Raw genomic sequence first — 22,329 nt, 5'->3', positions numbered from 1 at the left:
TAGTGTTGCACTTATGACAGACATTCATTTTATTTATGGTGCTACCAGTACAAATTACCATCAATTTTGAAACAAAATTTCATTTATTAATGTTTTCTGTGCCTAATTTCCTCTTGGCGATACTTCGATCACTCTTCCATTTTCACCATCGGTCAAAAGAAGCAGGTTACCTTGATGATCAAGCGCAATATCCCGCAGCCGTTCCCCAGGTCCCTCAAAAATTTTTGTAGAGATATATTCGTTCGATACGGCTCTAACTGCATATAAAGCTTTGGCTTTCAAACTGGTAACAAGTAACGTATTAGCTAGCATCGGGAAACGCCCATGGGAATAGTAGATCATGGAGGATGGCGCTATAGAAGGTGTCCAGTCTACAATGGGGCCAGTCATACCCGGATAGGTCGAAAAAGGCGAAATTCTAGCGCCGGAATAGTCTTTGCCTAGTGTAACAACTGGCCAACCATAATTTGCGCCTTGTTGTAAAAGGTTTACTTCATCACCGCCATCTGGGCCGTGCTCATGCAAAAATAGGTTGCCATCACTCCCCTCTACAAGTCCTTGGGGATTGCGGTGTCCAATACTAAATATAAAGGGGTTATCAGGAAAAGGAGGGTTGGCCAACGGCTTGCCGTCTATTGTGAACCCTAGCACTTTTCCTAGTTGTGAACTGATAACTTGCGCTTGCTCGCGATAATCAAAGCCATCTCCTGTCGTAACCAAAAAGCCCTGTTTTGTGTGTAAAGCACTGCCCTCTAGTTGAAGCAGTTTCCCACCGTAGTGCACAGGCGTGTCTTTGGCTTGTGCCAGTGCTAACACTGGCTGAATGTTAGTAATGCCAGAAGTAAGGGAAAGCTGTCCTTTTACTATGGCAAGACGGTTTGCACTATCGTTCCCCTTGGAATAACTCAGCAACACGGTTCTGTCTTCAGGGAATTGCGAGGGTATAAGAAGATCGAGTACGCCTCCTTGCCCTTTGGTGTACAAGTCATCGAGCATTAAAGAAAACCGCGCACTTTCCCCCTTATTGTCAATAATTACCAGCTCACCATCTCGCGTTACTATCAATATATGGGTGCTTGCCTGAGCCTTATCGATAACCGTCGTTAAGGCCTTGGGAAACGCCAGTGAGGTAGCGATATCTTCTGTCATGACATGCTGGTCAAAATTTTCATAGGCCGTTAGATTTGAGCTACCTGCTTCACGTTGCTCAGTATTAGATGCGTGCTTTTGAGTGAGTTCAGAGGCAGTAGTTACGGCAAAAGCAGGAGCCAAAGCAGCTCCCAATAAAGAAAAAGCCAGTAAACTGATCATCGTACGCCATGACTTCATTGTGATTGTCCTCTTTTACTTAACATACTATGGTATACCCTATTGCCACGCTCAAACCATTTGAGGCCTGTTGAGTTTTGTTCTAATGCACTGTGCGACAAATCTTGGACTACAAAAATGAACAACCTAATACGACGCACTATTTTCCATTTTTTACCATCATGGGCCGTCGGCTTTCTACTAGCAAGTACGTTTCACTCGTGTGCCGTTTTAATCGGACTCATTCGAATTGATGTTGATATGAATCCAAGCGATTGGTTTTTCATGATATGGCAAGATGCACTAGGCCTTTTGCCTACTTACGGCGTGATTATTGCTGTTACCTTATTATTGGCGTTCTTGGCGACACATTTCATCGTTAAACGTCTTAATCAAAATGCTAGTGGCTCTTCCAACCGTACCCGATTTATTCTTTTCACAATAGCGGGAGGCCTGTCGTTCTTATTAATGCTCATTGCCATGCAGCCCATATTGAATGTGACCCTAATTGCAGGCGCTCGCACTACCTTAGGACTTGCCGCACAATGCATGGCAGGCATCTGTGCTGGTGGGCTATATAGTTACTTAAGTAATAGTTCTACAAACAATTGATAACTAAAAATTATAATACTAAATAACCCAACCCTGATGTAAATGAAAAGTTAAGTTTGCTACTGTAAGGCATAAACACCCTACTTACTTTGCCCTACTAGGAACAAGCAACATGATAACTTACCCTGATAACGTGACCTGCTTAGCCGATTATATTGAAAGCGTTTTGCAAAAATTTGCCGACAGGCCAGCGTATACGGCGCTTGGACAAACACTTACATTTGCCGAGATAGACCGTAAGTCATCAGCGTTAGCCCGCTACTTTGTTCACGAAGCTAAATTGTCTCCTGGTACCAAAGTCGCCATACAACTTCCTAATTTAATTCAAAACCCTATTGTTGTTTATGCTGCCTTACGCGCAGGCCTTGTTGTAGTAAATACAAACCCGCTTTATACCGAACGCGAGATGAAGCACCAGTTCACTGATAGTGGCGCGAAAGCTCTGGTTATTCTGGGTGATTTGCTCCCCAAATTTACTAGCATAAAAGATGATACTAGTATCGAAACCGTTATCACCACATCGGCAACAGAGCTTTTAGACCCTAACACTGCACCAAATCTCGATGGTACGGTTTCATTCACACAAGCAGTGGAGCTAGGCAATACACTGCCTGCATTTGAACGCCCTTCTATTGCTCTAGATGAACTTGCCATGTTGCAATACACCGGTGGTACTACTGGGGTATCGAAGGGCGCAGCCTTAAGTAATAAAAACGTTTTAGCTAACTGCATCCAAATGCTCGACCGTATTGGTGAGGGCTTCAAAGATGGTGAAGAAGTATTGGTATGCCCATTACCGCTTTATCATATTTATGCATTTACGGTTGGAATGATGGCGCTCTTTGCCAAAGGTACTCAGATAATTCTTATACCCAATCCACGGGATATCGACGGTTTCATTCAAACACTCAAGCCCCATAAAATTTCAGCATTCATGGGGATCAACACCTTGTTTGTTGGTCTTGGGAGACACCCTGAATTTGCAAAGTTAGACTTTTCTAAATTACACCTCACAATGTCTGGCGGCACCGCACTTACTCAAGCCGCAGTATCTATTTGGCGAGACGTAACCGGGAACACCATCACCGAGGGCTATGGGCTATCAGAAACTGCGCCAGTTGTATCTTTTAACATTCCAGGTAAAGAAGAGATTGGCACGGTGGGGCACGAACTAGAAGGCACTGAAGTTGCGTTACTGGATAGCCATGATAAGCCGGTGGCCGATGGTGAGTCGGGGCAAATTGCAGTTCGCGGACCTCAGGTTATGCTGGGTTATTGGAACCGAGACGACGAAACTGCCAAAGTCATGACCCAAGATGGCTTCTTTAAAACCGGGGACATTGGCATTCGCACCGAATCTGGGGCAATTAAAATTGTAGATCGTTTGAAAGATATGATTATTGTCTCTGGCTTTAATGTCTATCCAAACGAGATTGAAGATGTACTCACAACTCACCCTAGCGTGATGGAAGCCGCAGTTGTGGGTAAACCCGATGAAAAGACCGGTGAGCGAGTGTGTGCATTTATTACTGTTTCAAGCGATGTATCGACACAAGACGTCATTGATTTTTGTAAACAGCACCTCACAAATTACAAGATCCCTAAGTCGATCACGATACTTGACGAGCTACCAAAATCTACCGTCGGAAAAATTCTACGTAGAGAGCTTCGTTCGGCTTAATGACTCCCCCACTTGCGCCGCACATTCAGCGCGGCGCTTAATACGTAGTTTTACGCGTTTTCCATTGAAAAATCAGGTTATTGCTACCAAAGGATAATCTGATTTCATTGGAAATAAGCGCGGTACAGACTATAACTTATCTATACCCCATTCACTTTTGTTGCACATATGCAATTTATGACATTGTCTGTCAAAACTAGCCGTCGTTCTGTCCTGCAATTCAACATTGTTGTAGGAGAGTTCACATGAGCGCGCAGCTTTTACAGCGGCAGGCCATGGATAAACACGGCATTGTTGCGACAATGGACGTAAACGGTAAAATTCTAAGCGCTAATGACAAGTGCAGCCAACTATCTGGTTTTTCAATTGACGAGATAATTGGGGAAAATATCTCCGCATTCGATATTACCAATATGTCCGAGCAGGAAAAATCAGATATTTTTGTTTCGCTATCTCAAGGCCAAACCTGGCAAGGCGAAGTACATAGTCTGACTAAGTTGGGCGAACCTTGGTACGTATTTGCCACTCTGGTTCCCGTCATTAAGTCACCGCCGCGGGTAGACCACCTAATTGCTATTGCCACCGATATATCAGAACAAAAGCGATTAGAGACGAGACTTTCCGAAGGGCGCGCGTTCTATCGAAGTATCACTGATAGTATCGGCGAGGGTGTGTATGCCGTAAACGGTGAAGGTACAACACAGTTTCTCAACCCCGCTGCCTCGCGATTATTAGGGTGGTCGCTTGACGAATTACAAGGCCGACGTTTCCACGACACGGTCCATTATCAAAAAGGAGATGGAACCCTCCTTCCTAGAGAGCAATGTCCAGTTAACCTCACTATCCGAAGCGGTCAGTCTTACACGTCTTATGAAGACTTCTTCACCGATAAACGGGGCCGCCTTTTTCCCATATCTATTGTTGCGGTTCCTCTGCTCGATAAAGAAGGAAAGCCCGATGGACACGTGGGCGTATTCAACGACATAAGCGGCCAAAAAGCCATTGAACAAAAACTCCAAAAGGCGTATGACGAAGCCCAGAGTGCTAACAAGGCAAAAAGCGACTTCCTTGCCACAATGAGCCATGAAATAAGAACACCGATGAACGCCATTATCGGCCTCACTCACCTTGCCCTAGAATCCACCGACAATGAGCAACGTCAGCAATATTTAGAAAAAGTGCAGCGTAGCTCTACAGCATTGTTAGACCTGATGAATAGCATTCTCGATTTTTCTAAAGTGGAAGCAGATAAAATAGAGATAGTTGATGAGCCCTTCACCTTAACAAAAACCATCGATAAACTCGCTCAAGTCTTTCAAGTAAAGGCGCAACAAAAACAGCTTCAGTTGCTTTTCGATATTCGGTGCCATACTAATTTGCAATGCCGTGGCGACAGCGAAAAGATATACCAAGTACTGCTCAACCTTTTAAGTAATGCTATAAAATTTACCGCCAGCGGCCACGTAATACTGACGGTTGAAAAGCGCGAAAATCAATTAGCATTCAGTGTTTCCGATACCGGTATGGGTATCAGTGAGCATGTAAAATCAAAACTTTTCAAAGCCTTTGTTCAGGCTGATGCATCCATTTCCAGAGAGTATGGGGGAACCGGCCTTGGCCTTGCGATATGTAAGCGTCTGGTTGAACTGATGGGTGGTGACTTAACCTTGGAAAGCGAGGTAGACAAGGGAAGCTGTTTTTCCTTTGCATTGCCTGTCTGTTCTGATGAAGACCCTGGTACAGGCCCTCAACTTCCCGTATCGGTTCCCGATAATGTACTGTGCATTCAAACACACCAAAGCGTGAGCCAAGGATGCGAAATACTTGCGGCAACATTAAACAGACATAACATTCACTGCCAAATAATCGACCAGGTTGAAGGGCTATTGCCGAGTAAAGCCTCTCAAACTATCGCATTTCTACCAGATGATGAGCAAAGCTGGAATAGCTTCATTAAACACATGCAGTTTGGTGAATATCAGTCGCTAAACCTTACAACATTAATCAGTCCCCTCAACAAGCAAGACGTACAAAAGCGAATGGGAAGTGCCCTTGTTCAAAATATAAATATCATTGAGCTTCCGTTTACCGACACAGAACTTATTTCAACACTATCTCCAGCTCAACTATCACTCAGTAAGCGGACACTAGAAGGCCTTGAAAGTCGAAAATGGCGAACCAGACGCCTCTTAGACAAACATGTGCTTGTGGTAGATGACGACGCAATTAGTGTAGAGATTAGCCAGCAAATACTTTCTGATCTAGGTATTAATGTTGCTGTTGCTTCATCAGGTGAGCAGGCACTTGCGTTATGCGAAATGAGCAAATTTGACGCTATACTCTTGGATTGCTACTTACCCGGTATATCGGGCTATGAAGTTGCAGAACAACTTACCCAGAAAAAAGATTGGTATACGCCAATTATTGCGCTTAGTGCCGATGAGTCTCGGGAGGCTTCTGAAAGCGCGCTTACCGCCGGTATGTGTCAGCACTTGGTCAAACCCGCAACCGCGGATGAAATCGTTCATACCATCGATATTCACATACATTCAGGTTACATTGAAATAAACCCTCCGGACGAAATGAGCCAGTTTATCTCGTCGCTGCTAACGTTTTATAAAACCTACAGTCAGCGTGGTGTTATGTCTGACTTGCTCGATATTTTTCATACACAGACGAACACGTCGAAACTGTTAACCTCTCTGCTTGAAGATGCTCAGCTTATTGGCGCAACAACGCTTGAGCAAACCCTACTTCCTCTTATAGAAGCACAAGAGAGAAATGAAGCTGTTAATGCAAGACACGTAACAAACTTATCGTTTCAGCTAGATGCAACGCTACGCCTAATTGCTCACACTATCGATAAAAACGACACCGACAATATCCATCAAAGCGGTACTAACCTAGATAAATCCTCCATGCTATCGACCCTACGCAACGTTGAGCAGGCGCTTCAATCTTATGACGCGAAAGCGGTTGAATACATCAACGTATTGGCAGCCAATTACAGCGAGTCGGTCTATGCACATAAGATTAACCGATTGAAACAGCTTGCTACCATTTACGATTTCGAAAGTGCTCAAGCGGTTATTACGCAACTGATAGGCGATATTACCGATGAATAATCAACGTAATGAAGCACATAGGTTTAGCATATTAGTGGTTGATGATGAGCCCGCAAATATCGATATTCTATTAGGCATTTTAGGCCCTTACTATGATGTAAAGGTTGCGCCTTCGGGAACAATAGCACTTAAGATTACCCAGCAGTTTACTCCCGACCTTATATTGTTAGATATAATGATGCCCGGTATGGACGGGTTTGAGGTATGTAAAAAACTCAAAGCTAACGAGGCGCTTAGCCATATACCTGTTATTTTCGTTACAGCCTTAACTCAAGGAGAGGACGAAGAAAAAGGTTTCAAACTTGGTGCAGTAGACTACATAACCAAACCCGTATCACCTAGTATCACCCTCGCTCGCGTTAAAACCCACATTAGTTTAGCCCATCAAATGCGGACGGCTGAAAACCTTGTAGCGGCGCGTACTAAGGAACTAAGTAAAAGCCAACAAAGCGCAATCAGCATGCTAGCTGCCGCTGGTCATTACAATGATACCGACACCGGTCATCATATTTGGCGGATGGCAGCTTACAGCCAATGTCTTGCTCTGGCTCACGGTTGGCCTTTCGAAAAAGCGTGCCTGCTCGCGCAAGCTGCTCCAATGCATGACACAGGCAAAATAGGTATTGCAGACGCAATATTAAAAGCACCTCGGCGATTATCTTTGAGCGAAATGGAGGTTATGCGCTCCCATGCTGAAATAGGGCACAGAATACTGTCTCAATGTGATACCCCGCTCTTTAACCTCGCAGCCGAGATTGCTTTATGTCATCACGAAAAGTGGGATGGCACAGGCTACCCACAAGGATTAAAGGAAGAGGCGATACCTGAAAGTGCACGTATAGTAGCTATTGCCGATGTTTTCGACGCCCTTACAATGAAAAGGCCTTATAAAAAAGCGTGGGCTGACGATGATGCTTTTGATCATCTTAAACGAGGTTCAGGCCAGCACTTTGATCCCGTATTGGTCGACTGCTTTCTTTCAATAAAGGAAGAGGTTTTAGAAACCAAACGCTATTGGAACCAGTTAGAGGCAGAAGGAAAGATGGCCTCGGTGTCTGACTTATTGCCTCAAGTACTTTTCCCTAGCGCATAAAAAAGGGTCGAATATTATTCGACCCTTTTAAATGATGTATTAACGAAAGTACGATACTTAACTTGTACCTAGCTCAGCTGCAATAGCGTCTGCCTGACGCTTTTCGCCCTGCACAAACTGCTTCCATTGCTGTGCCATGGCACGACTTTTCTGATGCTTTTCTGCTTCAGCTAGCTGATTAAGCGCAAGGGCATATTGCTTCTTGTTGTAAAGTGCCATGCCTTTAATCAGGTAAACCAAACCAGGGTTTCTCAAATCGCCCTTTTCAACCGCTCGGTCTGCCGCAGCAATTGCATCGTCGAAACGCTCTTCATTAAGAAGAATTTGCGCTAACTGTGCATCTAACTCACCGTCTTCAGACAGTTCAGCCGCTTGCATCATAACGGGAATGGCTTTGTCTTGCTCTTTAGCAAGTGACCAGCTTTGGCCTAAGAACTTAAGGTTGCGCAAGTTTTTCTCTAGCACGCCGTCGTTCATCGCCTGCTCCATCAACTTAGCACCTTTGTAAGGTACGCGATGATAGTAATAAAGCTGCGCCATGTTAAACACATCAGCGGATGTATTAACGAACCCGCGCTGATAAGCGGTTTCCATAATAGCCAACTGCTTGCGCTCTTCGCCTAGCTCACCGTACATACCCGCTAGCTGGATCCAATACTTAGGCTCGTCAAATAGCTTCACCATTTTAACCAGAACGTCTTTAACCTTTTGAGGCTGCTTGAGTTCATAGAAAATAGCACGCTGAAGAATTAACCACCCTTCATCGGGGATCATGCCTTCTGCTTCGTGGTCGGCAACCGCTTCTGAAATCCACGTTGAGGCTTGCTCGTACTGCTTATTCTGATAGTACGCTTGGGCCTTGATGACTTTGTTTTTCACCGGCACAGGGCCCGCATTAAGACTTTCCCAACGCTCTAAGTAAGTGATGGTATCGTCGTAATTACCCTGCATAAGGTTAAGCTGCGCCAAACTGAAAAGTGTAGTCATTTCGAACTTTTCAGGAATAGGCTGTTGCTCTACTACCTTGGCAAACGACTCCAACGCTTTTGCATAGTCTTCGTTGTTGTAATAAATGAAGCCGAAAAAGTTGTACATCATCGCTTTTTCGTAGGCGTTCATAGAATGAGACTTATCTTCCACTTCTTTCAAAATGGAAATAGCTTCTTCTACATTGCCCGCTTCATCAGCTGCCGTTTGTGCACGGGCTAGCTGCTCGTAGACTTTACCGCGAAGCGTAGGCACGCGACGGGTTTGCTTATCGCTAGCTTTTATCTCTTGTCCATCTTGCTGCTCAGCCTCTTGCGCTGTAGCGTTAGAAGCAATGAACATAGTAGGTACAGATACTGTGGCCGATGCAAATGCAAACGCCAGTGCACTAAGCAATGTATTCGTCTGTTTTCTCATCATGTTCTGTTACCCGTCAATTTGGAACGTAATACGGTTTTGTACACCAGACACTTCCGTTGCTTCGCCATTTACCACTCGAGGCTTATATTTGAACTTCATTGCCGCATCAATAGCCGCTTGTTCAAAAATACCTGAAGGGTTAGCTTCAACAACAATTGGGTCGCGTACTGCGCCTTGTTTAGTTACTGTAAATTCAACAATAACGAAACCTTCAATACCCCGTTGAAGTGCACGTCGTGGATACACTGGCGCAACCTTAACAATAGGAAGATATTCACCGTCACCGGATTCGAGGGCCAACCCGCCTTCTAGCGAGATGTCGTCTCCGACTTCAGCACCAAAGTCCATCGACGTACCTTCTGCATCTGGAGAAGGCGAGTCCATTTGAGGCTGCTCCATTTGCGGTGGCGGCTCTTCAGGCTTAGGTGGCTTCTTCGGCTTACGATCTTTTTTCTCAACCTGTTCATCCTGCTTAACCCTTACGAAGTCAAGCATGCTTCCCTTAGGCGGCTCAGTTAGTGCGCTGCCACCCATCTTGATAAGCGATTGCATCAAGAAGAACAGGCCTAACGTGATCGCAAGGGAAATAACAAATGCGATTAAATATCGTGGCATGATTTATTGCTCTTGGGCTGCAATCGAAACATCGTAAACGCCAGCGGCTCGCGACGCGTCCATAACCTTAATCAGTGTTTCTGTTGTGGCTTTTTTGTCAGCCTGAATTACAACAGAACCCTGTGGGTTTTCTGCGCGAAGACGCTCAATGTTCGCTTGTACTGCGCGAACGTCGATACGGCGCTTGTTAATCCAAATTTCGCCTTTATCTGAAATAGCGATAAGGATATTAGCGCGATCCTTTTTCACAGCAGTTGCTGCTTCTGGACGGTTAACATCGATACCCGCTTCTTTCACAAATGACGCAGTCACAATGAAGAAGATCAACATGATAAATACAACGTCCAGCATGGGCGTCATGTCGATGGCTGCTTCTTCTTCATCGACTAAGTTTTGAAAGTGCTGCTTCATAATAAATACCTTACCTTAACGCTTAGCTAGCATTAACGTTGAATAATCAATGCATCCTCAAGATGCGTGCGTTCTGATTTCACCATACGAGTTAACCAAGTAGCGGCGAATACGCCTGAAAGTGCGCCAACCATGCCCGCCATTGTGGGGATAGTGGCTTTCGATACACCTGACGCCATTGAACGAGCATTACCTGAGCCCGCAATCGCCATTACATCGAACACTTCAATCATACCGGTAACCGTTCCCATCAAGCCTAGCAGCGGACAAAGCGCAACCAGTGACTGGATAATTGGGATGCTGCCGTTTAGGCGCATGGTTAACTGTGAAATTGTTTTCTGACGAACCTGCTCTGCGAACCAAGAAGAGCGATCGGCACGTGCTGTCCACATTGCTATCGCTTCTTTCTTGGCTTGCTTGTGCCAAACCATCAGATACATCGCACGCTCGAGGATCAAAAGCCACATAACGAATATCAGCAGACCGATGACCAGGAGAACCTGGCCACCTGTTTCTGTGAAATCGCGAATTGCTTCTAGAAACTCGATCATGATTAGCCTCGCTCAGCGCGCTCTGCAATTACGCCAGACGCCTGTTCTTGTAGGATGTACACAATGTTCTTAGAACGTGTGTTAAGCATTGCATAAAGCAGTGTCATTGGAATCGCTACAACTAGACCTAGTACTGTTGTTACAAGTGCTGTTGAAATACCACCTGCCATCAGTTTCGGGTCACCCGTACCAAACAAGGTGATAGCCTGGAAGGTGTTGATCATACCGGTTACCGTACCTAGTAGACCCATAAGCGGTGCTACAACAGAGATAATCTTAATGATAGTTAGGTTACGACCTAACTTAGGTACTTCGCCCAAAATCGCTTCTGTAAGGTGAAGTTCAAGTGCTTCAACGTCGGCGTCTGGGTGCTCGTCACGTACTTTAAGTACACGGCCAAGCGGATTGTTTGTGTTTACTTCTTTGCTCTTAAGCTGTTTGTTCACTTTCATGCGAATAAGCGTCAGCGTTACAAGACGCTCAAGGGCAAGTAGAAGACCGAATGCACCAACGATAAGAATGATGTAACCTACAACACCGCCCTGCTCTACACGCTCTTGAAGGTTAGGCGCTTGAACAAGAAGACCTAGGATTGAACCACCCGTTGGGTCGATACCGAACTGCACTAACTCACCGCTTGATGCTTGTAGTTCAGCAGCAGAATCCATGTAACGGTCAGCAGGCTGACGTACAAGTTCAGATACTGTGCCTGTTACACCGTTGTACTCTAGGTATTTACCATCAGCAACAAGTGCAAAAGGACCTACGCGAACAACAGACTTATTCACTTTTTCACCGCCCGCTTCAACAACGTCTGTCTTGAACGTAGTGACTTTGCCGGCTTCAGTCATTTCGCGTTGCATTTCAAACCAAACGCGCTCAATTTCTTCAATTGATGCAAGTTTTGAGCTTGAACCCATGTCTTGTGCCATCTTATCAAGGAAGTCAGCACGGCCAGGGATTTGTGCAGAAACCACTGAGTTATAGAATTTGTTTTTGGTGTCGCCAGCGATTTGCTGAAGCACACCGAATAGCTCTTTAAGTGAACCAAGACGTGTGTCTAGTGCACCGTTTAAGTCAGCCAGTTTGAATTCGTTTTCTTCGAACTGAGTTTCAAGCTGCTCTGATTGTGCAAGCATTTGGTCGCGCTTTTCACGAGTTTCGCGAAGAATGCGATCTTGCTCTGCACGTTGCGCTTGGAAATCACGCTCGCGCTGTTTGTTTTGCTGAGACTGTGCGAACTGACCTTCTTCTAGTTGCTTAAGAAGTGCGTCTAAGTCCATGGCACGGTCGCTTTGTGCGAAAGCACCAACGCTGATGCTAAGGGCTGCTAGACCAACAGCGATACGTTTTACTGTGTTAAACATTCTCATCAACCTCTTAGTCTGTAATTGCCACTGGCAGCATTAGCAAGTCTGGTGCAAGTTGCTTCTTCGCCATGCGCAGACCTTTTGTAATTTGTGTACGGTAGCTGCTATCAAGCTCTTCCCACTGACGAGTTTGCTTGTTCCAAACACCCTGCATGCTTGCATCACGTGTTTGATAAATTAGCGCTGTGCGACCAAGGCGTAGGAATTCAACGTCACGCTCTTGACCGTTAATTGAATGAATACCGCTGTACGCTTCCATAGTGCGGCCGTAGTCCATCTCTACTTGATACGCTTCCATTACGCGGCGGAATTTCTCAGACGCAGCAACGTCGGCGCGGTCCATCATAGCGCGAAGGTCAGCAACGCGATTCGCGCGCTCTTCTGGAAGGAATGGTACGTCTAGCGCAACAAACTGCTCTAGGCCGTCAATCATGCGCATCATTAGTGGTGTGATTTGACGCTCAACAACAGACACTTCATCGATAGCAGCATTTAGGTCTGCCATTTCTTGTTCTTGGTTATTGATTTGCTTACGAAGCTGAGTGTTATAAACCTCAAGGCCTTCGATTTCTTTCATCAATGTTTTGAACTGTTGAAGTTTGCTGTCGATTTGATCGGTAATACCGTTAATCTTTTCTTGCGATTTCGCCGCTGACTCGTTTATTTTCGCTGCCTCATCGACAACGGGTTTTAAGACTTCATCGTCTTGTGCAAGCACGGGTGTCGCTGCTAGCGCACCTGCCACAAGCAAGGCATTGATAAGCTTCATACATTCAAACCTTTAAAGTTAAAAGAAATCGGTTGTATCCGACTATAAATTTCTGCGCGTAGGATAGGAGTTTTCTGTGACAGTTTTATTACGAAACTGTCATAAATCGATGACTATTGTCACAAATAGAAAAGCCCGGCAGGAAAACCGGGCTTTAGATGATTGTTGCTGCTCTCTTTTTGAAGAAGCAGCACTGGCTGTATTTTCTTAGAAGTTATAAGTAATTGAAGCGTTTATACCTGTACCTACGCTTAGCTTACGCAGCGTAAGACCTTCTTGCTCAATTTCTTTCTCGTCGTTGAAAATGTTTTGCACACGTAATTTAATTGTAGTGTTGAAGTCAGGGTAGTAAGTATAAACGGCGTCCAATGAATGGAACGGTTTTTCAATACCATCTTCAAAACCACGTACGCCAGGCGCAATGATACGTTCACCGAATGAGTTATAGACTAGTGACGCTGAATGCTCACCGTTATCAGAATCCCAACCTAACTGAAGGTTAGCAACCCACTCAGAGTGACCTACTAGACGACGCTTGTCGTTAGTAATGGTCGCCGTGATAGTACCGCCGTAAGCTTCACGTGCCTGCTGAGAGAACAGTGATTCTTGATCGCCACTACCAATAGTTACTTCTGAGTCAGAAAGCGTCATGTTTCCTGATACAAAGAAGTTACTGAAGTTATCACCAATAAAGCCAAGGTCGTGCAAGAATTCAAACTCGATACCGTACAGCTCACCTTCCTGTCCGTTAGCCGTTAATAGCTGAGGCACACCTTCACCGCCGTCAAACTGCACCATCTCGATAGGGTTTTCCATATCTTTATAGAAGAGTGCAACAGACAAGTTGTTACCTTGTGACATATACCACTCCCAGCGGAAGTCGATATTCGTCAATTCAGTTTCAACCAATGAAGGAGAACCGCGTACAAGGAATTCTGTTAACGGGTCGATAAAGAAGGTTGAGCTGATATCACGTAAGTCAGGACGGATTAGCGTTTGGCTGATGTTAAAGCGATACTGCATTTCTTCACTTGGGATATAAGTGAAAGCTAATGACGGTAGTACATCAGATTCATTGTAGATGCTGTCAATGATGGCATCAGTGTCGTCAGCAAACTTATCCGAGTGCTCGATAAATGGAATCGATACTTGCTGGAAGTCTTCATAACGAGCACCGCCACTTACGCGGAACTTCTGGTTGAAGAATGCATCAACCATGAAATAGCCTGCGGTAAGTTTAGTTGCCGCTGAGTACTTATCACCTGCACCTGTATTGTCCTGAAACACAGAACGACCCGTTGAGCTGGTGTAGAAGTCGTCGTTATAGATATTTTCTTGTGAGAAAATTTCATTCAAACGGCTACCTTCTTTAAAGTCAGAAGAAATACCAAAGTGACGCACCGCTAAGTCAATATTGTTACCGTCACGGGTTTTGTCGTAGTAATCCATACCGGCTTTAAGTTCAACGTCGTAGCCATCGCCGAAGAACGCGGTAGACACGTTGAAGCCATAGGTATCAGACTCATCATAAAGCACCTGATATTGGCGGTTAAGGTTAGTTCCTGGCGTATCATCAAGACGCTCAAGCTCTAATGCACCCGACTCATCGTAGAACTGCTGGAATGTTACTTCCATGATATCTGGCGCTTCACGAGACGCACGGCTAGTTCCCACGTACCAATCGAAAAACACACCATCTAACAAGTTAAGGAAGTTGTGCGTACCTTTAAGCTGTGAAGAAACCATTTCACGCTCTTCGAAAATGATATCCATGCGGCGGAATTCTTCCACGCCAGGGTTAGATTCACTTTCGTCGAAGTAGTATCCATCGCGAACACGGTCTCGCATGTCGTGAAGGATCATGTTCACAAGTTCTACTTTGTGGTTGCTGTTGTACTCGTAACCCACGTTGAACATACCGCTCCAACGCACGTTTTGCTCTGTAGACACCATGTCGCGATATTTAGTGAAGCGTGGATTTTCCTGACCACCACCGATATCGTTACCTAACATCTCTTCGGCAACTGTCCATTCGTTGCTGTAAGAAACCGTTGCAAGGAAACCAAGTACAGAGTCGTTGTCGAATACGTAATTGTTACCAATGGTCGTACCCAAGCTGAAGTTCGGGTCTACAGACTTTTCGTCTGGGCCGATGTCCCAGTTAAATGAACTTAGGATATCCTGCGTTTCAGCCAGTGTTCTTGTGCGGTCGCCCTCAAAGCCTGCAGAGCCATTTGCAGCAAGACCCGAGCTGATAATGTCAGGCAGTGCACGGGTACCGTCGTCACGACCAGTCCAATCATCGCCGCCACCAGAATAGAAAACACCGGTGTCGCTATTTTGCGTATTCCAACCGCCACCTGCACTTACATTGAATACAAACTCAGATGGGATTGATTTAGTACGAATGTTTACGTTACCGCCACCAAAGTGACCAGGCATATTGGGTGAGTAAGATTTCTGAACGTTCAGGCTTTCGATGATACTTGATGGGAATAAATCAAGCGGTACAACCGAGCGCGTAGGATCCGGACTTGGTACCGTCATGCCATTTAGCTGTGTGCTTGAATAACGCTCACCTAAACCACGAACGTAAATAAATTTACCGTCAACTAGCGTAAGACCTGTTACACGTCGAAGTGCAGCAGCGGCATCGCCGTCACCGGTACGAGAAATTTGTTCTGCGCCAAGAATATCAGCAACGAACGCCTGATTTTGACGCTCTTGTAAAACCGCCGTTGCGGTTCCTTTAAGTCGCGTGCCCGTAGCAACGACTTCTTCAATTACTTCGTCTTCTGACTGCTGTGCTACTGCTGATAACGGTAACGCGCTTGCGCCAAGAATGGACGCGATAGCCAGCGAAAGTCCACCGACTTTAAATGCTGACGTTTGATTGTTTTTCATTGTGTAACTCCTAAGAAACTGTAATCAGGTAGCTGCGCTTACACAAAAGCTAAGGCGTAAAAACGCCTTAGCTTTACTGTGTCTCGCATTCACTTATTAGTCTTGAAGACCAACAGTTACCCAACCCAGTGTCCAGTCAGACTCACCGTCGAATGCACCTTGGAAGTCTGTGCTATCAAAGAAAGCGTCCAAAGTAGAAGCGTCGAAGCCTGAACCTAATAAAACTGAATTGCTTGCAGGTACGAAACCTGTTGAATCAAAGCCAAGTGCTGCAGTTTCAGCAAGAACGCTGTTGCCGTCTTGACCTTCAAACCACGCTTGCGTGCTGTCTGTACCAATTGTGTCTGAACCAAATGCGCTAGCAGATGAACATGCTACTGTTGAGTGCGTCACAGTTAGTGAACCTGCTGCTGCGTTAGCAATTGATTCATCACCATTCACTCGTAGGCAGTTGCTGTAGTTTGCGCCACCGGTAACCACTAGGTTTTTGATTGTACCCGCTGTACCGTTGCGAAGACGTACACCGTTTGTATTGTCTGCACCTAAAATTGTTACGTTAGATACTGTTGGTGTCGTCAATGGTGTCCACGCAGGGTTATCTTCGTTGTTGTCAGCTTCGAACGCATTGTCGCCGCCCGCTGCATCTTGCTTGATAACTACGTACTGCGCCTTACCTGTCCAACCGAATGACCAGTCTAGAGAATCATCACCGATAGCAGTTAATACTAAGTGGCTTACGTTTACTGTACCGCCGAAGAACTCAACGCCATCATCTAGGTTTTGGTGAACTTGGATGAAGTCAACTTCAGTGCCACTACCTACACCCGCAAATGAAATACCGTTTAGCTCATCGCCTGCCGCAAGTGCTTTACCTGCGTGCTTCACGATAACGTAGCGAAGCGTACCTGAGTTATCTTCACTGTCTGCACCACCGTATAGGCCTGCATCACCTTCTGCGGCTACACCACAGTTAGCCAGTTCAGCTTCAGACGTATCACCGTCGTCACCGGTATTACATAGGTTTGTTGGTGCGTTACCTAGAATAACTAGACCGCCCCATTGGCCGATGGCTGTTTCGCCGCCAGTCATATCTTCTGAAGATGTGAAGGTAATTGGCAGTGTTGCAGTACCAGACGCTTCAATCTTAGAGCCACGACGAACAACTAAGAAATCATCACCATCTTCACCGAATACTGTAGTACCGCGCTGAATGTAAAGTGAAGCGCTGTCAGCGTTGTCGTTACCTACCGCTGTACGACCTTTAATTAGCCAGTGAGCATCGTTAGTTAGCGATACATCAGCAGTAAAGACGGTGTCAGTAGTAAGCTGATAAACAGGCTTGTCAGTAATGTCTGGGAAGCTAGCAGACACGTCGGTCGCCAAGCCTTGCTCTAGTGCCGTTGTAACGTCAGCAGGAATGCTATCGTTTACCGCAACAGTCCAACCGTCCATCCAGTTGTTGTCACCGTCAAATGCACCGATATAGTCAGTTGCTGCGAAGAAGTCATTCTCTTCTGACACATCAACGCCCGCACCAAGAAGTGGTGAGCCAGAGCGAGGTGTAAAGCCATCGTTAGAAAGCATTAGTGCATCAGCGGTAAGCACGCTGTTACCTGTTTGACCTTCGAACCATGTTTGAGTAGTACCACCACCGATAGCGTCTGAACCAAAGTTATTGCCTGCTTCACAAGCAACCACTGAATGTTCTACAGAAAGCTCGCCAGATACTGCGTTAGCAATCGACTCGTCGCCGTTAACTCGTAGGCAGTTAGAGTAGCCTTCACCAGCTGTAACAACTAGATTGCGGATGTTACCCGCAGTACCGTTGCGTAGACGAACGCCGTTAGTTGTGTCAGCGCCAACGATAGTCACGTTAGAAATAGTAGGCTTAGTGAGTGGAAGCCACGCTGGGTTGTCTTCGTTATTATCCGCTTCAATAGCGTTGTCGCCACCAGCAGCTGATTGTTGGATATAAACGTTTTGCGCGTTACCTGTCCAACCGAAAGACCAATCTAGCGAGTCATCACCGATATCAGTAAGTACAACGTTACGTACGCTAACTGTACCGCCAAAGAATTCAATACCGTCATCAAGGTTTTGATGAACTTGAATGTACTCAACTTTAGTGCCTGAACCGATACCTGCAAATGAAATACCGTTTAGCTCGTCACCCGCTGCAAGAGCGCGGCCTGCGTGCTTAACTACTACGTAGCGAAGTGAACCTGTGCTATCTGCAGGGTTATTACCGCCGTAAAGACCCGCGTCACCTTCAGCAGCCACACCACATGCAGCAAGTTCAGCGTCAGAGGTATTTGCATCGTCACCGGTATTACAAAGGTTAGTTGGAGCGTTACCTAAAAGTACGATACCGCCCCATTGGCCGATACCCGTCTCGTCACCGATAAGGTCTTGTACAGAGGTAAACGTGATAGGTGCACTTGCTGTACCGTTAGCTTCAATCATTGAGCCTCGACGTACTACCAAGAAGTCATCACCTTGCTCACCAAACACAGTCGTACCTTGTTCGATGTATAGTGTTGCGCTGTCTTCGTTATCGTTACCTACTGCAGTACGGCCTTTAATTAGCCAGTAAGCATCGTTAGTAAGTGTAACGTCAGATGTGAATGTGGTGTCAGCAGCAATTTCGTAAACCGGCTTGTCTAGGTCGAAGTCAGCCGATACGTCTGTTGCTAGACCCTGTGCAAATGCGTTTTGAACGTCAGTTGGGAAACCGCCGTTTACGCCTACCGTCCAACCTACAGTCCAGTCTGTGCCGTTAGGATTGAATGCACCAATATATTGACCGCCGCCAAGTGCTACAGGAGAAGAGGCCGTTGGGAAGTAACCGTTGTCTTCAAGCATTAATGCAGACGCAGCTAAAACGCTGTTGCCATCTTGGCCTTCAAACCATGCTTGAGTAGTGCCACCGTTAATGGTGTCAGAACCAAAGTTGTTCGCAGGTGTTTCACACGCAACAATTGAATCAGTGATAGAAAGCTCGCCCGACTCAGCGTTAGCAATTGCTTCATCACCGTTTACACGTAGGCAGTTGTTTGCAAGTGCAGAACCCGTTACTAGAACGTTTGAAAGCACGCCCGCTGTACCGTTACGTAGACGTACACCATTGGTGTTGTCTGCACTAACAATAGTCACGTTTGAAATAGTTGGCTTAGTTAGCGGCAACCAAGACGGATTATCTTCGTTGTTATCCGCTTCGATTGCGTTGTCGCCACCGTCAGCTGACTGTTGGATATAAACGTTAGTTGCGCTACCAGTCCAGCCAAATGACCAATCCAGCGAATCGTCACCGATATCAGTAAGTACAACATTACTTACGTTAACTGTACCACCGAAGAATTCAATACCGTCATCTAGGTTTTGGTGAACCTGAATATAGTTAACTGTGGTGCCTGAACCGATACCAGCGAATGAAATACCGTTTAGCTCGTCGCCTGATGCCAGAGCTTTACCCGCATGCTTAACTACAACGTACTCTAGCGTACCTGAGTTATCTTCTGGGTTATTACCACCGTAAAGACCTGCATCACCTTCTGCAGAAACACCACAGTTTGCAAGTTCTTCGTCAGACGTATCTGCATCGTCACCCGTATTACAAAGGTTAGTCGGTGCGTTACCAAGTAGAACTACACCGCCCCACTGACCGATTGAAGTTTCTTCACCAGTAACGTCCTGTACCGATGTCATCACGATAGGCGCTGAAGACGTACCAGATGCGTCAATTTGAGATCCACGACGAACAACTAAGAAGTCATCGCCGTCTTCGCCGATTACTGTAGTACCTTCTTGAATAGTTAGTACCGCTGCATCAGCGTTGTCGTTACCAACCGCCGTACGACCTTTGATGATCCAGTGAGCATCGTTCGTTAAGGTCATATCTTGAGTGATAGTTAAATCGGTATCTAAACGATAAACAGGCTTATCTGTAATCGTTCCTGAGAATTCGCTTGATACGTCTGTGGCAAAGCCTAGAGAGAACGGCGTATCTACATCAGGGGTAGTCGGTGTTGTTGGTGTTGTAGGTGTAGTTGGTGTTGTTGGAGTTGTTACTACTTCATCACCTTCATTAATATTGATGTCACCGCCACAGCCTGCAAGGACAAGCGCAGTCGTGATAGCACTTACCTTAAATATGTTACGAATTTCCATTAAATTCTCCAGATTTTTGTAATACGGATTCTAAGGTTTGCTAGAGAGTAAAGGAGATCGGTGACATTTTTGTTACAAAGTAAAAAACTTATCGAATTTATTTGAACTTTTTCAGCTTTGAACTAAAGCCTGCGTAAAGCTATTACTTTTCAATTAGATAAAACAAGATTGATTAAAAATAAAACTAAAAGCTTGGCTTGAGGTGTTTAGTTTTTCGTTCTAAACCATTTGGTTATGACAGTTTTGTGACCACGAGTGACAGGTTCTGCGAAATGAATACTGTTAAGGTTGGGGTCGCCAGAGGGCAGCAAATTATTCCAAAAGAGTGCCATTCCCTTTTTCGGTTTTACTGCAATATCTAGCTTGGTGAAGCGGGTGTGACCGCCGTCACATTCATCATTCAAGTAAATCATGCATGTCCACGTTCGCTGACCACGCGATAGACAATGCGCTTTGTACTGCGGGCTTCCTGGAGGAAAGAAGTCGTAGTGAGGTTTGTAATATTCCCCAACATTGTAGTGCTGGGCCTGAATAACTTCTCCTTCTCCCACGCCCAAACTAAGGGTTGAAACAATGCGACTATCAACGTCTTTGACTAGCTTATTACCGAGAAAGGCTAATTCACATGTTGAAGAGGTTCTAATGTCATCAGCGCTAGCGGCTCCCGCCAATTTAGAGGGCGCGAGTTTATCTTTGGTCAGCGCAACAATGTCGTCACACTCTTGGCTGCTCAAGAAGTTATCGTACGAGAAGAGCTGAATGTCACTGGGCTCGGCAAGTGGCTTAGCCTTTTCCACGCGGGCGATAGCACTTTTTGCTAGCTTCTCGTAGAAACTTGGAGAGGGTGAAAACTGATAATTAGTGGGCAAATTGGCGCCGAGCACTTTTTTAATAGTGTCGGGAGAAAAACCGTTTTCCGCTAGGGTTGTCACGATAGTTGGCACAGCTGTCCCTGATAGCAGGCATTTGACAACCCATTGTTTCCACGCTGGCGGCATATACGACACAGTTTTATCCTTTGCTTTTAACGGCGAGTGATGCGGCTTCTACTTTCGCTTTTCTATTCCAATAATCGACGCTGGCGTACCAGTACGTCTTCACGAATGGGGAAATATCCGTCTCTTAACACCTGCTGCTGCCCTTCCTGTGACAAGATATAGCGCAAAAACTCCCTTTCCAGAGTAGGTAAAGGCTCACCAGGCTTTTTATTTATCACTAAATAAAGAAAACGGGCAAACGGATACGTTTCGTTGCGCACTGTATCGATAGAAAGAGGGATTAAGCTATCTAGCGACTCACCTAAAGGCAGAGCGCGAACTCCTGCGGTTTTATAGCCGTAAGCGGCATAGCCAATCGCGCCTGTACCGCTGGCCACGGACAATACTACAGATGCAGAGCCAGGTTGTTCGTTTACCGTATTCTTAAAGTCACCATCGCACAGCGCCATCACTTTAAACAAGCCGTAAGTACCCGATACTGAATTTCGACCGTATAGCCTGATAGGAGAACGATAGCCTATATCGTCAACGCCGAGCTGAGACCAATTGGTAATGGCTGTATTGCTGCCACAAAACTGGGTTTCAGAAAACACCGCGTCAACTTGCTCAAGGGTCATACCCGGCAGCGGATTGCGTCTATCCACAAAAATGGCGATGGCATCCATTGCCACTTTTAATACCGTAGGCGGGTAACCGTGGGTTCGCGTAAAATCCCGTATTTCACTGGGTTTTAGTTCTCGGCTCATAGGGCCTATGGTGGCAGTACCTTCAATAAGTGCCGGCGGAGCGGTAGATGAACCGGACGCCTGTATTTGAAAGCCGACCTGAGGATAAAGGGTTTTAAATTCCTGTGACCAAAAGGTCATTAAGTTTGCCAGCGTGTCTGAGCCAACAGAGGATATTTTTCCTGCCACCCCAGGCTTACGTTCATAGGCAGGTACTTGATAGCTACCAGAAGCAGATGACGAGCTTTGAGTATTTTGAGAATCAGCCAGAGTTCCAAATGGTAACAATAAGCCTATTACTAAAAGTAACGTTGAAAGGCGATAGCGTTGCCCTTTCATCTTGTTATACTTTTTGCTCACCAACACTTCTCGCCTCTTAGGGTTACAGTTGCTCTGCAATCAACTCGTTATCCAGTACAAACGAGAAATTGCTGCCCTCACCCAATGTACTGGTTATATCTAAACGAGAATTATGATGACTTAGTACAAGTTTTACAATCGAAAGGCCTAAGCAAGAGCCACCTGTTTTGCGAGAGCGCGATTTAACCACGCGATAAAACCCCACTGTAAGGCGCTTTAGATGTTTAGCAACA

At 45.7% G+C, this 22,329-nt stretch carries 16 protein-coding genes; 4 read left to right on the top strand and 12 right to left on the bottom strand.

What is annotated here, in order from left to right; all coding sequences use genetic code 11:
* Window positions 1-102 precede the first annotated feature (102 nt).
* Entirely contained in the window at window positions 103-1,329 is a 1,227-nt protein-coding gene (locus QVA83_RS21890; RefSeq protein ID WP_156077912.1) for a PQQ-dependent sugar dehydrogenase, read from the bottom strand.
* A gap of 117 nt (window positions 1,330-1,446) precedes the next feature.
* On the opposite strand from QVA83_RS21890, the gene QVA83_RS21885 reads away from it, so the two are divergent.
* The 4 genes from QVA83_RS21885 (at window position 1,447) to QVA83_RS21870 (ending at window position 7,819) form a co-directional block, all read left to right on the top strand.
* On the top strand, window positions 1,447-1,920 hold the full coding sequence (locus QVA83_RS21885) for a hypothetical protein (RefSeq protein WP_231513038.1): 474 nt from the start codon (window positions 1,447-1,449) through the stop codon (window positions 1,918-1,920).
* Between the two features lie 112 nt (window positions 1,921-2,032).
* Window positions 2,033-3,601 (top strand): AMP-binding protein, encoded by a 1,569-nt coding sequence (locus QVA83_RS21880; RefSeq protein WP_014948293.1) that lies wholly within the window; start codon window positions 2,033-2,035, stop codon window positions 3,599-3,601.
* A gap of 245 nt (window positions 3,602-3,846) precedes the next feature.
* Window positions 3,847-6,726, top strand: coding sequence for a PAS domain-containing hybrid sensor histidine kinase/response regulator (locus QVA83_RS21875; RefSeq protein WP_156077911.1), 2,880 nt, complete (start codon window positions 3,847-3,849; stop codon window positions 6,724-6,726).
* Complete coding sequence (locus QVA83_RS21870) at window positions 6,719-7,819, top strand: response regulator (RefSeq protein WP_014997336.1); 1,101 nt, start codon at window positions 6,719-6,721, stop codon at window positions 7,817-7,819. The genes QVA83_RS21875 and QVA83_RS21870 overlap by 8 nt, the downstream gene beginning before the upstream one ends.
* 57 nt (window positions 7,820-7,876) lie before the next feature.
* Here QVA83_RS21870 and QVA83_RS21865 read toward each other — a convergent pair whose 3' ends face one another.
* The 11 genes from QVA83_RS21865 to QVA83_RS21815 form a co-directional block, all read right to left on the bottom strand.
* Complete coding sequence (locus QVA83_RS21865) at window positions 7,877-9,226, bottom strand: tetratricopeptide repeat protein (RefSeq protein WP_039234964.1); 1,350 nt, start codon at window positions 9,224-9,226, stop codon at window positions 7,877-7,879.
* Window positions 9,227-9,232: 6 nt separating this feature from the next.
* Window positions 9,233-9,841: an energy transducer TonB gene (locus QVA83_RS21860; RefSeq protein WP_156077909.1), complete on the bottom strand. Its 609-nt coding sequence runs from the start codon at window positions 9,839-9,841 to the stop codon at window positions 9,233-9,235.
* Window positions 9,842-9,844: 3 nt separating this feature from the next.
* Entirely contained in the window at window positions 9,845-10,252 is a 408-nt protein-coding gene (locus QVA83_RS21855) for an ExbD/TolR family protein (protein WP_014948289.1), read from the bottom strand.
* 32 nt (window positions 10,253-10,284) lie between these two features.
* Window positions 10,285-10,803, bottom strand: coding sequence for a MotA/TolQ/ExbB proton channel family protein (locus QVA83_RS21850; protein WP_012517279.1), 519 nt, complete (start codon window positions 10,801-10,803; stop codon window positions 10,285-10,287).
* A gap of 2 nt (window positions 10,804-10,805) precedes the next feature.
* Window positions 10,806-12,170: a MotA/TolQ/ExbB proton channel family protein gene (locus QVA83_RS21845; protein WP_014948288.1), complete on the bottom strand. Its 1,365-nt coding sequence runs from the start codon at window positions 12,168-12,170 to the stop codon at window positions 10,806-10,808.
* Window positions 12,171-12,183: 13 nt separating this feature from the next.
* Window positions 12,184-12,942, bottom strand: a complete 759-nt coding sequence (locus QVA83_RS21840) for a DUF3450 domain-containing protein (RefSeq protein WP_014948287.1) — start codon at window positions 12,940-12,942, stop codon at window positions 12,184-12,186.
* 207 nt (window positions 12,943-13,149) lie between these two features.
* Window positions 13,150-15,846: a TonB-dependent receptor domain-containing protein gene (locus tag QVA83_RS21835; protein WP_039234969.1), complete on the bottom strand. Its 2,697-nt coding sequence runs from the start codon at window positions 15,844-15,846 to the stop codon at window positions 13,150-13,152.
* A gap of 96 nt (window positions 15,847-15,942) precedes the next feature.
* Window positions 15,943-20,013: a beta strand repeat-containing protein gene (locus QVA83_RS21830; RefSeq protein ID WP_156077908.1), complete on the bottom strand. Its 4,071-nt coding sequence runs from the start codon at window positions 20,011-20,013 to the stop codon at window positions 15,943-15,945.
* Window positions 20,014-20,219: 206 nt separating this feature from the next.
* Window positions 20,220-21,011, bottom strand: a complete 792-nt coding sequence (locus QVA83_RS21825) for a prolyl hydroxylase family protein (protein ID WP_069944220.1) — start codon at window positions 21,009-21,011, stop codon at window positions 20,220-20,222.
* 62 nt (window positions 21,012-21,073) lie between these two features.
* The gene (locus QVA83_RS21820; protein ID WP_156077907.1) at window positions 21,074-22,102 is read right to left on the bottom strand and encodes a PstS family phosphate ABC transporter substrate-binding protein; all 1,029 of its coding nucleotides are present in this window, start codon (window positions 22,100-22,102) and stop codon (window positions 21,074-21,076) included.
* 16 nt (window positions 22,103-22,118) lie between these two features.
* Window positions 22,119-22,329: ATP-binding protein (locus QVA83_RS21815; protein WP_287498963.1), on the bottom strand; the 211-nt coding region annotated here is incomplete at its 5' end.

Origin of the sequence: Alteromonas sp. AO-Serp (assembly GCF_017849675.1) — a bacterium.
In the GTDB taxonomy this organism is placed as follows: Bacteria; Pseudomonadota; Gammaproteobacteria; order Enterobacterales; family Alteromonadaceae; genus Alteromonas; species Alteromonas macleodii.
This window is presented reverse-complemented; position numbering and strand designations above follow the sequence as displayed.

Excerpts from the sequence above, each read along its gene's own strand:
- QVA83_RS21835 (WP_039234969.1), bottom strand. The coding sequence starts at position 15,846 with ATGAAAAACAATCAAACGTCAGCATTTAAAGTCGGTGGACTTTCGCTG.
- QVA83_RS21880 (WP_014948293.1), top strand. The coding sequence starts at position 2,033 with ATGATAACTTACCCTGATAACGTGACCTGCTTAGCCGATTATATTGAA.
- QVA83_RS21855 (WP_014948289.1), bottom strand. The coding sequence starts at position 10,252 with ATGAAGCAGCACTTTCAAAACTTAGTCGATGAAGAAGAAGCAGCCATC.
- QVA83_RS21830 (WP_156077908.1), bottom strand. The coding sequence starts at position 20,013 with ATGGAAATTCGTAACATATTTAAGGTAAGTGCTATCACGACTGCGCTT.
- QVA83_RS21870 (WP_014997336.1), top strand. The coding sequence starts at position 6,719 with ATGAATAATCAACGTAATGAAGCACATAGGTTTAGCATATTAGTGGTT.
- QVA83_RS21890 (WP_156077912.1), bottom strand. The coding sequence starts at position 1,329 with ATGAAGTCATGGCGTACGATGATCAGTTTACTGGCTTTTTCTTTATTG.
- QVA83_RS21865 (WP_039234964.1), bottom strand. The coding sequence starts at position 9,226 with ATGATGAGAAAACAGACGAATACATTGCTTAGTGCACTGGCGTTTGCA.
- QVA83_RS21850 (WP_012517279.1), bottom strand. The coding sequence starts at position 10,803 with ATGATCGAGTTTCTAGAAGCAATTCGCGATTTCACAGAAACAGGTGGC.
- QVA83_RS21875 (WP_156077911.1), top strand. The coding sequence starts at position 3,847 with ATGAGCGCGCAGCTTTTACAGCGGCAGGCCATGGATAAACACGGCATT.
- QVA83_RS21845 (WP_014948288.1), bottom strand. The coding sequence starts at position 12,170 with ATGTTTAACACAGTAAAACGTATCGCTGTTGGTCTAGCAGCCCTTAGC.
- QVA83_RS21840 (WP_014948287.1), bottom strand. The coding sequence starts at position 12,942 with ATGAAGCTTATCAATGCCTTGCTTGTGGCAGGTGCGCTAGCAGCGACA.
- QVA83_RS21860 (WP_156077909.1), bottom strand. The coding sequence starts at position 9,841 with ATGCCACGATATTTAATCGCATTTGTTATTTCCCTTGCGATCACGTTA.
- QVA83_RS21885 (WP_231513038.1), top strand. The coding sequence starts at position 1,447 with ATGAACAACCTAATACGACGCACTATTTTCCATTTTTTACCATCATGG.
- QVA83_RS21825 (WP_069944220.1), bottom strand. The coding sequence starts at position 21,011 with ATGCCGCCAGCGTGGAAACAATGGGTTGTCAAATGCCTGCTATCAGGG.